We start from the raw sequence: 13,942 nt of genomic DNA, 5'->3' as shown, positions 1-13,942 counted from the left end.
GAGGTAGATTTTAATAACCTACTTCTTAGATTACGCGGTCAAGCCTGACGGAATGACATACCATTTTAATATAGTTATACCTCTTCACTAATAACGATGGGGTGTTGTTATGATTACAATCAAAAATGATAATTTATTAGTAGAGATTAGTGAGCTAGGTGCTGAAGTTCGCGCTGTTATCAATACAGCAACAGAGCATGAGTTTATGTGGTCTGGTGATGGTCGCGTATGGGCTGGAGTATCTCCGGTACTATTTCCAGTAGTTGGGAAATCTCATGGTAATAAGATCAAATACCAAGGTAAAGAATACCCTATTGGTAATCACGGACTTGCTCGTCATACTGTATTTGATATTGTTTTACATAGTGAAAATAGTGTTATCTTAGCTATGGAGACTGCCAAAGAGGACTATCCATTTAGACTAAGATTTGAAGTCACATACACTCTTGAAGCTAATAAACTTCTCACAGAGTACAATATTATAAACCTAGAGGATAGTGTTGCATCATGTGGCTTTGGAGCTCATCCAGCATTTGCTTGTCCTTTTGATAACAAGCATAAATTTAGTGATTATGAGATTACATTCTCTGAGCAAAAATTAGATTTTCATCCTATTACACCAGAGGCATTTTATACTAGTGAAACCAAGCATTTCAAACTATCTAAAATTGAACTAGATAATCATACTTTTGATAATGATGCTCTTGTGTATAGTGGTTTCACAGATAAAAGAGTCAGATTAGCTGAGAAAGGCTCAGAGCGTTATATTGAAGTTACTTTTGATGGCTTTGAATATCTTGGCTTATGGTCAAAACCTAAGGCTAATGCACCCTACGTATGTATTGAGCCGTGGTGTGGTAGAAGTGATACATTAGGTATGGATGTTGATATTGAGTATCGTATAGGTAATGTTGAGATAGAGCCTAAACAGGCTTTTTCTCGCTCATATACTATAGAGTTTGGTTACTAATTATATTTATTTACGATAATGTTGTAATGTTGGGGCTATTCTAGTATCTTTTTTAAAAATATCTAAGCGTTAGTTGGTAATTTGTTTGGGTATTCATTTGAATTATTAACTTTTAAGCTAAAAAAATAAGGAGATAGTGTGTTAGCGAACACTCTAGGAGTTGGTGGAGATATCCTCGTGATAATCGCCTTCTTCCTATTACAAACAAATCGTGTCAAATCTGGTGATTTAAGTTACTTACTTTTAAATATAATAGGCTCTCTAGGAGTACTATTCTCACTGATGTATTACTGGAACCTACCGTCATTTATTATTGAGACTTCATGGGTTGCTATTAGTTGTTGGAGTTTATACAACTATCTGAAAAAGAGAGCTGTTAGTAGCTAGCTTAGTATCCAAAATATAGTCGGTATATAGATAAGCTAATTGTGAGTGACAGATTCTAATATATCTAAGTATGTATCTATAAGAATAAACCCTTCACTATCAGTTTTTACATTTTTTTGTCCAAAAGGTCTAAGAAAACCTACAGGTGCCATATCTTTACCGATGCTTTTGGTAGCTGCGAACTTCATCACACTATCACTTATCTCTTCTGCACTAGTATTAGGGTGTTTAGGCCTATATGACATTTGCATTTCTTTTTGGACTGAGCCAATACCTTTGCAAGTGATCTCATCAGTTATTAATTTTAGGTCAACAGACTCTGTTGGGGTTGTTGATACAAACAGAATGTTTACACAATTTTCATATTTATGATTATTCACCTGTATTTTAGGAATAAGCTTATGAGCAAGTAGTTTTTCTTGAACAGCACCATATCTATCACCATTATTCAAAAGCATTTCTTGGTTTAGAGTAATTCTAGCTGGTAAAAGTAGAGTGCTGTTAGGATATACTTTGTCGGTTAGATATACATCACCAAAAAAATTTACATAATATGTTTCGTAATATTGCTCTAATATTTTGTTTTTATTGTTTTTTACTGTTACAAAGTATTTACATTTTGAGTCGCCACTATTGCAAGACTCTATATCGATATCAATAAAAATAGACTTATTTGCTTTTAGTGCAGTTCTTTTGTAGCGATACTTAGTATCTGGTTGCATAGATATGTAATCACTACCGTTAATTATAGTTGTAGAACAGCCGGATAATAATATTATTGAAATTAAAGCAAAGGTTACTTTTTTCATAAGTTTTATTTTGTAATAGACATAAGAACATTCTTATAGATTATAGGAGCCTCTGAGTTAAGAGTTTCTTTCAAGTTTTCTTTGACAAGCCCAACTCCTTTACAATAGGTTTCTAAGCTTTGAGTTTTTTCGACTTGTTTTTTGTATGTGACAACTGAGTTGGCTTCTAGTTCTATACAGTTCTCATAGTCTTTACCGTTAACAGTCAGTTTAGGAATTTCTTTTTTAAATTCATAAGTATTTGAGAACTGGCTATTGCCTATAGTTATATTTTCTTTTCTAAGCTTGTTGAACTTTATATTGGCTGGTAAAAGCAGAGTTTCTTTGTCAGTATTAGGATGCTGAATATAGACATCACCATTGTTTTTTACGGTATAACTATACTCATATTTTGATTGAGTTATTTCTTTTCCAGAAGGATCTTTAATTTCGCTGACATATTTGCATGATGTTTTATCATTGTTACAGCTTTCTATTTTTGTTTGAACTAGAAAATTATCTTCATCATTGGCTTCAATACGTTGGAAATTATATGTTGTACCAACATCTGTTGAAATGTAGTCACTACCTTTTAGCTCTGAGCTATAGCCTGTAGATGCTAGAGTCATAATTGCGACTGATGATAATATAAGCTTTTTCATGCTATCTCCTTTTGCTAGGCAATCCATTTTGATTTGTATATTGAATACAATAGGTATTTTTAATCATAATCTTTAAGATAATATTATAGCAAATGAGTTGAAAAAAATTAGTAAAATCGTCGAAGAGTAATATTTATAAAAATGTTGACAATATAGTTCTATTTGAGAAAATTAAGATATATTTATGTTCAATCAAGTAAATCATTGTATACAGTGTCTTCTGAGTTTTAGTATTTAGTTTTGAGTCCGAGCTGATCAGAGTGCTTATACATGTTTGTCAAATAGGGTAGTAAAATGATAAAAAGGTATGATGTAGCAGAAATCTCAAAGATTTGGGCAGATGAAAATAAGTATGCAAAAATGCTTGAGGTTGAGTTGGCAATTCTTGAAGCATTGGAAGACAAAATGGTGCCTAAAGGCACTGCAGCAGAGATTCGTGCTAAAGCAGAAATTAGACCTGACAGGGTTGATGAGATCGAGAAAGTTACTAAGCATGATATTATAGCTTTTTGTACTTCTATTGCTGAGCAGTTCACTGCTGAGACTGGTAAGTTTTTTCATTTTGGTGTTACATCTTCAGATATTATTGACTCAGCACTTAGCTTGCAGATTCGTGAGTCTATGGACTACGTTGTTAGAGATCTAGAAGCATTGTGTGATTCGTTACTAGCAAAGGCTCAAGAAACAAAAGAAATCATTACTATGGGTAGAAGTCATGGTATGTTTGCAGAGCCTATGAGCTTCGGTCAGAAGTTTTTAGGTGCTTATGTTGAGTTTAAACGTAGACTAAAAGACCTTAAAGACTTCCAAAAAGATGGTTTGACAGTGCAGTTCTCAGGTGCGGTAGGTAACTACTGTATTTTAACTACAGAAGATGAGAAAAAGGCTGCAGATATCTTAGGTCTACCAGTTGAAGAAGTTTCTACTCAAGTTATCCCAAGAGATAGAATCGCTAAATTAATTTCTATTCATGGGCTTATTGCTTCTGCTATTGAGAGATTGGCGGTTGAGATTAGACATTTACACAGAAGTGATGTTTTTGAAGTGTATGAAGGTTTCTCTAAAGGTCAAAAAGGCTCTTCAACTATGCCACATAAGAAGAACCCTATCTCTACAGAAAATCTAACGGGTATGGCAAGAATGTTAAGATCACATGTATCTGTTGCATTAGAGAACTGTGTATTATGGCATGAAAGAGATATTTCTCACTCTTCAGCTGAGCGTTTTTACTTACCAGATAACTTTGGTATTATGGTTTATGCTTTGCGTAGAATGAAAAACACTATTGATAACCTTGTAGTTCAAAAAGATATCATCGAGGATAGAGTTAGAAGCACAAGCGCATACTTATCAAGTTTCTATCTACACTTCCTAGTAGCAAACACACCATTTATGCGTGAAGATTGCTACAAGATTGTTCAACAGGTTGCTTTTGATCTTAAACAAGGAGAATCATTCTCTAAAAACTTGCAGAAAGTAATGCAAGATGAACACAGCATTATCCTAAATGTTCCAGAAATGGACTTCGAGGGTATCAAAAAGACTTATCTAAAAGAAATTGATAATGTATTTGAAAGATCAATCAAAAGTTAAGGATAATCTATAACACTTTTCTAATCGTCTCTTAACTATAAATATATCTTTGTTAGATACGAGTAGTATCATTACATAAAATTAATATCCCAGTATAGACATTATTTAAAACAATATTATACTAAAGTAGTATATTCACCTTGATGTTGTACTCTGCTTATTATGTTGTATAAACAAATTAAAACGGTTTTAAAAATTCCTAAGCATACTGTCTATATACTCATAATATATAGTTTATTACTAGGTTTTTTATCGCTGACAATACCTGTATCAGTTCAGACACTAGTTAATCTTGTTGGTGTCAGCTTGTCTATTAGACCTGTTATATCACTTATTACTATTTTATTTATTTTACTAACAGCAGCTTTTTTTGTGAGAATTTTACAGTTAAAACTTGTTGAAGATATCCAAAGAAAAGTCTTCGTAGATGTTGTCTTACGCGTGATGACAGCTATTTATAGGGTTGATTTTAACAAGTTAGATAAGATAAATGTTCGGGAAAAGATTAATAGAGCGTTTGAACTCAAGTTCTTGCAAAAATCCGTATCAGTTATATTTATAATACTTCTTGATATATTTCTGCAAACTCTTTTTTGTGTGATTATTTTAGCATTTTATCATCCGCTATTTTTGGTCTTTGATATTTTGCTTATTACCTGTATTGTATTATCCATTTTTGTTCCTATGAGGGCAGGCTATAATGCGGGAGTGAGAGAGTCTAGCAAAATATATAGTATAGTTGACTCTTTGGAAGAGAAGACAGCTGAGTTTCTGTCATTCAAGCAACGTCCTTTAGAAAATTCTATAAACAAAGTAGATGCTAAGTTATGTGGCTATATCGAAGCTAGATCAAGTTTTTTTGGTGTGGTTCTTAGACAGCATATCTATATAGGCTTAACTTACATCTTCATAAATATATTGCTGTTGGGTATTGGTAGTTACCTAATCATAAACGGTCAGCTATCTATTGGTCAATTAATCGCTGCAGAAATATTGGTAAATATAGTTCTACTGGGGTTATTGAAATTTAGTCAATATCTCTATGATTGTTATGGCTTCATGGTAGCTGTACGTAAAATATTAGATCTGCTTGAGATTTCTGAAGGACAAAAAGATAGTATACAACACAAAGAGGCTAGTATAGTTAATACGATTTCATCGATTGATATCAGTGTCTCTGACGATCAAAGATATTATCTTGATTATGAAAAAGATAACTTTCACCAACTGTGCTTGTCAGTAGGTGGTGCTCAAAAAATACTAGATTCATTCTTTGATGATGATTCTTTGGGAGTGATAAAGCTTAATAGTATTTGTTTGAATAACTATAGTAAAAAAGAAGTAGCTAAAAAAATTCATATAGCTAGCGGTATTGAAATTATTGCCGGTACAGTATTAGATAACCTCTGCGAAAGTGACTTTTCTCAAGAGAGACTGAGCTATCTAAGCGAACTTCTTGATGCTTTTGATGTGAAGTTTCTCGAGAAATATTTTGAAATGGAAATTGATTCTCAGACTATAAAATATAATCTAGAATTTAATACCTTAGTAGTATTGAAAATGAACTTGATAAGAGCCATTTTGAAGCAGCCTAAATTGTTGATATTGGTTGATTCGTATGGTTTAACAAATAGAAACGGTGATATGGCGATTACGAACATACTTCGTAAAATAGCGTTACCAACCTTAATTATATCTATTCAGTAGGTGACTTATTATGCAGTTAAAATCATCTGAAATGCTTAGGAAAGATCCTAGTTTTAAAAAGATTATATTTTTAGTTTTATTAAGTATCATAGCAGTTGGTGTTATCTTGGCTATTATTCCTTGGCAGCAAACTGTTGATGGTTATGGAGATGTGACAACCTTATCACCGTCTGAACGTCAACAAAATATTTCTGCTCCAATAGGTGGTAGATTAGGCAAGTGGTATGTGTTTGAGGGCGATGCTGTTAAAAAAGGAGATCCTATTGTTGAGGTACTAGATCTTGATCCTGAGGTTGTCTCACGCTTAGAAGAAGAAAAAGCAGCGATAGAGTTAGGTGTTAAATCTGTTAAGCTGGCTATTAAAAATACTCAAAACAATATCGAAAGACACAAGTATCTTATAGATAAAGGGGCGAGTACTCAGAGGATATATGAGCAAGCTCAGATGGAGATGGTTAATTACACACAAGAATTATCAAAGCTTAATGTGGATCTAGCAAAAGTTAAGGTCCAGATAGCTCGTCAACAAAGTCGATTAGTTAAAGCGCCTACTGATGGGGTAATAATGGATCGTATCCATGGTATGGGTGGAGTGATTGTAAAAGATACTGATGTGCTAGCGACAATTGTGCCGGAGAGTAAGTCTAGAATAGTTGAGTTGTGGATCAATAGTATGGATGTTCCTCTTGTCAAAGTTGGTGATAAGGTAATGCTACAATTTGAGGGGTGGCCAGCAGTTCAGTTTAGTGGTTGGCCACAAGTCGCTATAGGTACTTTTGAAGGAGAGGTTATATTCATTTCTCCTCAAAATAATGCTCAAGGACAGTTTAAAATATTTGTTAAGCAAAGCGGGAGTAGAGATTGGCCATCGCCAGATGTATTAAGGTTAGGTACCAAAGTACATGGTTGGGTATTGCTTAATGATGTTAGTCTAGGTTATGAGTTATGGCGTAGATATAATGGTTTCCCTATAAATCTAAACAGTAGTCAGCTACATATAGGTGTCAAAAAAAGTGAACCGGTGCTCAAGCCAGCAACGATAAAAGAACAAATTCAGAACCAACCATCTAATATAAAATAGTAGTCGTATATCTTTCTTTATCATTATGAGTATTCTATAATTTAGGAGTATTTGTTTCTAATGATTTATTTAGGTGTTTAAATGGATAAAAAACTAGTAAAACATATTGCTAAGCTATCTTGTTTTGATTTGAATGAGCAGCAGTTAGAGCAATATACTCAAGATCTTACCAATATTTGTGAGATTCTTGATGCCGTCAAGAATTTTGATGCTAATGGAGTTACGCCTATGGTTTCTCCAATTAGTGTTGATTTTAAATTTCGTGAAGATATTCCTCAAGATCAAGATAATCGAGCAAGTTTTGATAAATTTGCTTGTGAAGTAGTTGATGATTATTTTATGGTGCCACAGGTTGTTAAATAGGGTGAGCAATGTCATATATTAAAAAATTGAGAGCAAGGTTAGATAGTGGTGAAGTCACAACAGTTGAGCTGACTAAGCAATATCTAGCAAAAATAAAAGACCAAGATAAAACCATAAACTCTGTAATTACACTATGTGAAGCAGAGGCACTAAAAGAAGCAGAAAACGCTGATGCTATTATTTCTGCAGGTCAGCAAAGTTTGTTGACTGGTATACCTATTTTGCATAAAGATCTTTTTTGTACAAAAGGTATCAAAACAACAGCAGCTTCTAAGATGTTAGATAACTTCGTAGCTCCATATGATTCAACAGTTACAAAAAACTGTAAAGATCAAGGTATGGTAACTCTTGGTAAGTTAAATATGGATGAGTTCGCTATGGGCTCAACTAATGAGCATAGCTATTATGGAGCTGTTAGTAATCCTTGGGACTTGGAGAGAGTACCAGGTGGATCTTCAGGTGGTTCAGCAGCTGCGGTTGCTGCAGGATTTGCTCCTGTTAGTACAGGTTCAGATACTGGTGGATCTGTGAGACAGCCTGCGAGTTTTTGTGGTCTAACAGCTATGAAGCCAACTTATGGAAGTACTTCAAGATTTGGTATGGTAGCTTTTGCATCATCTTTTGATCAAGCAGGTATTTTTGGACATTATGCAGAAGATGTAGCTATTATGTTGGATACTATCTCTGGAGAGTGTCAGTATGATTCTACCTGTGTTGGTGTAAAAGAAAATCATTTTACACAAGATTTAGAGAAAGATATCTCAGGTAAAGTAATTGGTGTTGATGAAAGTTTGATCAAAGACCTGCCAGCACAAATACAAGAAGCTGTGTCAAAAACTCTTGATAATTTCAAAAAGCTAGGAGCTGAAATAAAGTCAGTTAAGGTTCCTGACTTAAAAGAGGCTCTTTCAACTTACTATATCATAACACCAGCAGAAGCAGCTGCTAACCTAGCTAGATATGATGGTATTAGATATGGCTATCGTAATCCAGAAGCTAGAGACTTAGATGAATTATACAGAAAATCTCGTACTGATGGTTTTGGTGAAGAGGTTAAGCGTAGAATCATGATAGGTAACTATGTGTTAGCATCAAGCCAGTATGACTCTTATTATAATAAGGCTCAACAGCTACGTAAGGTGATGACTGATCAAATTAATCAAATATTTGAGCAAGTTGATGTTGTATTTATGCCTGCAGCTCCAAGTGAGGCTTTCAAAAAAGGCGATAAGTTAGATCCTGTTTCGGCATATCTATCAGATATTTATACTATACCAGCTAATATATCAGGTCTACCAGCAATAGCTTTTCCGATTGGTTTTGCTAATGATTTACCTGTTGGTGGTCAGTTCATGGCTAAAGCATTTAATGATAATGTTTTGACACAAATGGTCACACAATATCAAAATAGTTATGGTATTGAAGAATTTATTTTAGAACAAGCGAGGATTTAATAGTGAATTGGGAAATGGTGATAGGGCTAGAGGTCCATATTCAGTTAAGTACTAAATCTAAGCTGTTTTCGACTTCTGCAACAAAATATGGGCAGCATCAAAATACTCAGGCTGCATTTTTAGATTTAGGTTTGCCAGGAACTTTGCCTGTAGTAAATAAAGAAGCTATTCGTAAAGCTGTTATATTTGGTTTAGCTGTAGATGCTAAGATATCAAAGGATAGTTTCTTCGCACGTAAGAATTACTTTTATCCAGATTTACCAAAAGGCTACCAGATTAGTCAATCTCATAATCCAATAGTACAAGAGGGTAATCTAGAGATTGAAACTTCTAATGGAACCAAAACTATCAGAATTGAGCGAGCTCATCTAGAAGAAGATGCTGGGAAATCAGTTCATGGTTATGTAGCTGGCGAGACAGGATTAGATTATAACCGTGCAGGTACACCACTTTTAGAAATAGTTACATATCCTGATTTTAGGTCATCTGAAGAGGTGGTTTCTTATCTTAAGAAGCTTCATCAGCTAGTCAAACATTTGGGTATATGTGATGGTAATATGCAAGAAGGCTCGTTTAGATGTGATGTCAACTTGTCAATTAGACCACAAGGCCAAGATAAGTTTGGTACTCGGGCAGAACTTAAAAACATAAACTCTTTTAGATTTATTGATAAAGCGATTGAGTATGAATATGCTCGTCAAATAGCTGTGCTAGAGTCTGGAGGAGAAGTTGTTCAAGAAACTCGTCTATATGATGCTGATGCAAATGAAACACGTTCAATGCGTGCAAAAGAGGATGCTTTTGATTATCGTTATTTCCCAGATCCAGATTTATTACCGTTGGTAATAACTGATGAATATATCGAAAGTATCAAAAAGCAGATGCCACTCAAGCCAGAAGAGCGTGAAGCAGTCTATCGTGAGCATTTAGCTGATCAAGAAGTTGAGTTTTTATTATCAAATCTTGAGATAGCAGATTACTATGATCAGGTAGCGACTGTGATAGGTTATAAGCCAGCGTATAACTGGATAACAGTTGATCTAATATCAACTCTTAATAGAGCGGAAAAAGAGTTTTCAGTAGATATAATCCCTGCTGAGATTCTATTAGAGATTATTGATAATGTCCAAAAAGATGTTATCTCACAAGCGAGTGCTAAGAAAGTCATAGCAGAATATATTGAGTCAGCTACATCTGTTGCTAATATTATCGAGAAACTAGGTTTGAAACAAGTATCAGATGAGAGTGCAATAAGAGAGCTAGTTCAAGGTATAATTGCTGCGAACCCTCAACAAGCTGCTGACTTTAAAGCTGGTAAAACTAAGCTTATGGGCTTTTTCGTAGGTCAGGCTATGAAAGCTAGTAAAGGCAAGGCAAATCCTAAGCAAGTTAACCAGATAGTTCAAGAAGAGCTTAATAAATAAAATAGGAAAATCAAATGAATACAAATAAGTTTTACTATCATCTTATGAAGCTAAATGTTTTGAGTAGTGACTATGTTGATGATAGTTATAAAGTTGCTTGGAAAGGAAATGTATACCCATTTTTTCATGATAGTAAGTATGAGTTTCATTATGAGGTTGCAAAATACTTTGACAGAGCTGATGAGAAAACTATAGATAAGCTTTGTTCTTTATTAGATGATTATATTGATGAGAAAACGGACTTTTCTAAGTTTGAAGAAAAGGTTGAAAAGGTAGTTGGTAAGGGAAATGTTTTTTATGTCCTTGATTATATTTTTAAGTCAGGCCAATACCAACAACTTTTGGAAAATGTTAAATTGAATAAAATGCACTTTAGCCAACATTTTATTGATCGTTTTGTTGCTGGTGGCTATTTCGATTAAGTCTTCTATCTATATATTTATTCCTAAATACTCGTTAGCGATATATTCAAATAGCGCTTTATGCACTTGATAGGTTGGATGGACACCATCCCAGAATATATATTCTTGAGGATTATCACATAATTTACCAGTTTCAGCAGCTAAAATTGCACTAGTAATATCTGGAGTCAGAGGAATTTTACTCATATCTAGCTCTCCTGATGAAATATTCTCAGACTCTTGAAGTAGAACGGGCTTGGAGTTGCTTCTTAATAGGTTTTCATAAAAATCTTTTGGATTTTGACCATCTGGATTATAAGAGAAATAACCACCACTCCAACAACTTTGGTTGGTTTTGTTTGGGTTTATCGAAGTGTGATATTTTTTGTTGAAATTATCAGTATCATTAACAAGCATCTCGAATATTGGATTCATATCTACAAAATCTATATTAGTCTGATTTTCAGCAAACTGTTTTAGAATTTGGTTATGTAGCGAAGATACTTCTTTTAAGAGGTTTTGGTTTCCTATATTTTTTGACTCTGGTGTCAATCCTAGATTAGGCAGTCCTATAACTAGAGTTTTTTGTGCATTCACAGTTTTGATAGCTGCTATAATCTTGTCAGTAACCTCGCTAGCAATATTCTTGAGTAAGCTAGGGTCTTGATTGGCTGATATTGTTAAATAGTCATTCGCACCAATAAAAAATATTGCTAGATTTTTATTGGTATCGTGAGCTCCATCATCTAGAGAATATGCTTGAAGCTCAGTACCTATTGTATAGGGTAGGCCAAGATCTGTCCAAGATGGCTCAAAGACAGCAGTAGCTCCTCCAACAGCATAATTACTGATTGGGATTTTATTTTCTAGAGTTCCACTTAACATCGTTGTCCAAACTGAGCCATTAGAAAACATACCTCTATAATAAGGAGTTGATCTTGGGATAATTCCATTTGTATAACCATATAAGTTGCCTGTATCGCTTAGACTATCTCCAAATATAAGTATTCTTTCTATGTCTTTGAGTTTTGAATTTTGTGGACTTGTGAATTTTGGACATGCGGAAATTGTAAATATAGGTATACGATATTTTAGTGTTGTTGTGTAGCTATGCCAACTATAGTCAAAATCATTATTTTGATGCTCTATAGCTATATCACCATTCAAATTATCAAAATTCGCACTATTAATAGTCCAACCATTTTTTAGATTATATTGTATTGAACCATTATATTGTAAATTCTCAGAATGGAAATTTATATCTATAGCTGAGTTGTAATCTACAAATTTATCATTGGTATACTGTCCAACATTGATATACTGATTTGTATCTAATACTTGGTTATTTATGGCGTTTCCAGTGCTATTTCCTGGAGATATACTGAATGATATTGGGACTGAACAGTTATTCTCTATAATAATTTGTGATCTTGCATCGGCATAACATAATTCAGTTAAGGAAGTGGTTAACGTCAAAAAAACCAGACTAAGTTTTCTCATGTCTAGAAAAAATAAACTAAATAATAGTAATACTTTAGCTTAGTGTTAACTTAGTAACTACATGTATACAGCAATGTCTATAGTGAAAGTATTCATATGTTTATTGTTATATAACTTTTGATATGAATACTCTGGGCCTATTAAGACATTGTTGTCAAAATATGCACGTTGAGTTGATAAAATTAGCTGGTTTTTGATTCCAGATGGAGATTGGCCAAATAACAGTGGAGATGCTGGTAATGACATCGGTATATTAGCAGAATTATATGTTTGCCCATATGATACGCCAAAGTTTGTGTTTCTACCGCCAAGTTGTAATGAATAGTTTGCTGCAGCATACCAACCTCCAGCTAAGACATTTTGATTACTACCGTTAAAGTCTTTTCTATTTGTAGTACTTGCCCAACCTGTTCCTAGGTTTAAAAAACCGCCGCCTATGGTGTAAGTAAGGTTACCATTAATGTTGAAGCTGCCAATATTATCTTTTGAAGAGTTTTGATTCTCCAGAAACTTGCTAAAAGAAGCATTACCAGCTCCAGCAATATTAAAGACATAACCTGTATTAAAGCCAACAGCTAGGCTCTCAGTCCAACGCTCAGCATAGAATAGTCCGGTTGAAAAATTTATACGATTATCATCAGATCCAAAGACTGCTATATTAGCATTTAGAATGTCATCTTTATAGTTTAATGATATATTCGTTGTTCTACCTGGTGCCAGAAATCCTGTTATACCACCAGTCCATGGACCACCACCTCCAAAAGCACCCACAGAAAGCCTACTTCTTCCAGCAGTTACAAATAGTGGCGATGTATCTAGGTTTCCAAATATAACAAAAGCATTACCTAAACCAAAATTGTTAAGCTCACTGGTACTGATATCAAACTGAGCAGTAACGTAGTGTCCGACATTGGCTAAAAAGTATAGTGTGGAGGATGTCAGAGAAATATTTTGACCATTGCCAGAGAGAGTGTAACCATTTGAGATTCCTTCACTACCAGACCATACTTGAGCATCGACTTCTATTTTTCCACCTAAAAATATAGCATAGTCATTAAATTTGTTGCGTTGTCCGATTACCGTAGATGAGAATAGACTGCCTGATATCATTCCTATAGGTATACTATTATTACCTGAATAAGCTCCTAAAAATGTTACTTGTCCTCTTGTCGTGATAGCAGGAGCATCTCCAACGTTGATAGCACCATTGTGACCAAAAATACCACCAACTGGACTATTTCTTAAATCGATGATTGAGTTATTTGAATTTATACTAGTGCTAATTTCGTAAGCATTTGCACTATCTCCAAATACCAAATTTATATCATTAGGATCTTGCTTCGTTATTCTTGATTCGTATGTCGTTAATTGGTTAGCATTTTGCGAGCTTTCTTCCATATCACTAATATCGGTTTGTAATTTACGTATCTGATGCTGTAGTTCAATGATAGCTTCTTCATTTAAGCTAAGCTCTTGACCATTAGTGTTTGAGAAAGATGTGCTGTAAGATAATAAAATAAGTATATATATAACTATAGGAGCTGTGATTTTAGAATTCATGATAATGTTATTGCATTGGGAGTAACAAATTAGAACTTAGATAATATCACTA

General features: G+C 34.1%; 13 protein-coding genes. 9 read left to right on the top strand and 4 right to left on the bottom strand.

From position 1 onward, the window contains the following. The first annotated feature begins 109 nt into the window (after positions 1-109). Both FQ699_RS02290 and FQ699_RS02285 read left to right on the top strand, forming a co-directional pair. Positions 110-970 (top strand): aldose 1-epimerase family protein, encoded by an 861-nt coding sequence (locus FQ699_RS02290; RefSeq protein ID WP_146420941.1) that lies wholly within the window; start codon positions 110-112, stop codon positions 968-970. A 138-nt stretch (positions 971-1,108) separates the two neighbouring features. Then, positions 1,109-1,357 (top strand): CBU_0592 family membrane protein, encoded by a 249-nt coding sequence (locus FQ699_RS02285; protein WP_146420940.1) that lies wholly within the window; start codon positions 1,109-1,111, stop codon positions 1,355-1,357. A 35-nt stretch (positions 1,358-1,392) separates the two neighbouring features. Here FQ699_RS02285 and FQ699_RS02280 read toward each other — a convergent pair whose 3' ends face one another. Both FQ699_RS02280 and FQ699_RS02275 read right to left on the bottom strand, forming a co-directional pair. Continuing rightward, the gene (locus FQ699_RS02280) at positions 1,393-2,166 is read right to left on the bottom strand and encodes a hypothetical protein (protein ID WP_146420939.1); all 774 of its coding nucleotides are present in this window, start codon (positions 2,164-2,166) and stop codon (positions 1,393-1,395) included. A gap of 5 nt (positions 2,167-2,171) precedes the next feature. Next, positions 2,172-2,807 carry a hypothetical protein gene (locus FQ699_RS02275; protein ID WP_146420938.1) on the bottom strand — a complete coding sequence of 212 codons (636 nt, stop codon included), beginning with the start codon at positions 2,805-2,807 and terminating at the stop codon, positions 2,172-2,174. A 294-nt stretch (positions 2,808-3,101) separates the two neighbouring features. On the opposite strand from FQ699_RS02275, the gene purB reads away from it, so the two are divergent. The 7 genes from purB (at position 3,102) to FQ699_RS02240 (ending at position 10,851) form a co-directional block, all read left to right on the top strand. Continuing rightward, positions 3,102-4,400, top strand: a complete 1,299-nt coding sequence (purB, locus tag FQ699_RS02270) for an adenylosuccinate lyase (protein ID WP_146420937.1) — start codon at positions 3,102-3,104, stop codon at positions 4,398-4,400. Between the two features lie 162 nt (positions 4,401-4,562). After that, entirely contained in the window at positions 4,563-6,107 is a 1,545-nt protein-coding gene (locus FQ699_RS02265; protein WP_146420936.1) for an ATP-binding cassette domain-containing protein, read from the top strand. Between the two features lie 10 nt (positions 6,108-6,117). Further along, positions 6,118-7,188, top strand: coding sequence for an HlyD family secretion protein (locus tag FQ699_RS02260; RefSeq protein ID WP_013922289.1), 1,071 nt, complete (start codon positions 6,118-6,120; stop codon positions 7,186-7,188). Between the two features lie 81 nt (positions 7,189-7,269). Next, positions 7,270-7,551 (top strand): Asp-tRNA(Asn)/Glu-tRNA(Gln) amidotransferase subunit GatC, encoded by a 282-nt coding sequence (gene gatC / locus FQ699_RS02255; RefSeq protein WP_013922290.1) that lies wholly within the window; start codon positions 7,270-7,272, stop codon positions 7,549-7,551. 8 nt (positions 7,552-7,559) lie between these two features. Then, positions 7,560-9,005, top strand: coding sequence for an Asp-tRNA(Asn)/Glu-tRNA(Gln) amidotransferase subunit GatA (gene gatA / locus FQ699_RS02250; RefSeq protein WP_146420934.1), 1,446 nt, complete (start codon positions 7,560-7,562; stop codon positions 9,003-9,005). Positions 9,006-9,007: 2 nt separating this feature from the next. Beyond that, positions 9,008-10,429, top strand: a complete 1,422-nt coding sequence (gene gatB / locus FQ699_RS02245) for an Asp-tRNA(Asn)/Glu-tRNA(Gln) amidotransferase subunit GatB (RefSeq protein WP_146420933.1) — start codon at positions 9,008-9,010, stop codon at positions 10,427-10,429. Between the two features lie 14 nt (positions 10,430-10,443). After that, the gene (locus FQ699_RS02240) at positions 10,444-10,851 is read left to right on the top strand and encodes a hypothetical protein (protein ID WP_013922293.1); all 408 of its coding nucleotides are present in this window, start codon (positions 10,444-10,446) and stop codon (positions 10,849-10,851) included. Between the two features lie 9 nt (positions 10,852-10,860). Here the strand turns inward: FQ699_RS02240 and FQ699_RS02235 are convergent, their stop codons facing one another. After that, positions 10,861-12,330, bottom strand: a complete 1,470-nt coding sequence (locus tag FQ699_RS02235) for an SGNH/GDSL hydrolase family protein (protein ID WP_146420932.1) — start codon at positions 12,328-12,330, stop codon at positions 10,861-10,863. 57 nt (positions 12,331-12,387) lie between these two features. Continuing rightward, on the bottom strand, positions 12,388-13,890 hold the full coding sequence (gene fslE, locus FQ699_RS02230) for a rhizoferrin import outer membrane protein FslE (RefSeq protein ID WP_146420931.1): 1,503 nt from the start codon (positions 13,888-13,890) through the stop codon (positions 12,388-12,390). Positions 13,891-13,942: the final 52 nt, after the last annotated feature.

Origin of the sequence: Francisella salimarina (genome assembly GCF_007923265.1) — a bacterium.
Taxonomy (GTDB): Bacteria; Pseudomonadota; Gammaproteobacteria; order Francisellales; family Francisellaceae; genus Francisella; species Francisella salimarina.
This window is presented reverse-complemented; position numbering and strand designations above follow the sequence as displayed.

Excerpts from the sequence above, each read along its gene's own strand:
- FQ699_RS02290 (WP_146420941.1), top strand. The coding sequence starts at position 110 with ATGATTACAATCAAAAATGATAATTTATTAGTAGAGATTAGTGAGCTA.
- FQ699_RS02280 (WP_146420939.1), bottom strand. The coding sequence starts at position 2,166 with ATGAAAAAAGTAACCTTTGCTTTAATTTCAATAATATTATTATCCGGC.
- FQ699_RS02275 (WP_146420938.1), bottom strand. The coding sequence starts at position 2,807 with ATGAAAAAGCTTATATTATCATCAGTCGCAATTATGACTCTAGCATCT.
- purB (WP_146420937.1), top strand. The coding sequence starts at position 3,102 with ATGATAAAAAGGTATGATGTAGCAGAAATCTCAAAGATTTGGGCAGAT.
- FQ699_RS02265 (WP_146420936.1), top strand. The coding sequence starts at position 4,563 with ATGTTGTATAAACAAATTAAAACGGTTTTAAAAATTCCTAAGCATACT.
- FQ699_RS02260 (WP_013922289.1), top strand. The coding sequence starts at position 6,118 with ATGCAGTTAAAATCATCTGAAATGCTTAGGAAAGATCCTAGTTTTAAA.
- gatC (WP_013922290.1), top strand. The coding sequence starts at position 7,270 with ATGGATAAAAAACTAGTAAAACATATTGCTAAGCTATCTTGTTTTGAT.
- gatA (WP_146420934.1), top strand. The coding sequence starts at position 7,560 with ATGTCATATATTAAAAAATTGAGAGCAAGGTTAGATAGTGGTGAAGTC.
- FQ699_RS02240 (WP_013922293.1), top strand. The coding sequence starts at position 10,444 with ATGAATACAAATAAGTTTTACTATCATCTTATGAAGCTAAATGTTTTG.
- FQ699_RS02235 (WP_146420932.1), bottom strand. The coding sequence starts at position 12,330 with ATGAGAAAACTTAGTCTGGTTTTTTTGACGTTAACCACTTCCTTAACT.
- fslE (WP_146420931.1), bottom strand. The coding sequence starts at position 13,890 with ATGAATTCTAAAATCACAGCTCCTATAGTTATATATATACTTATTTTA.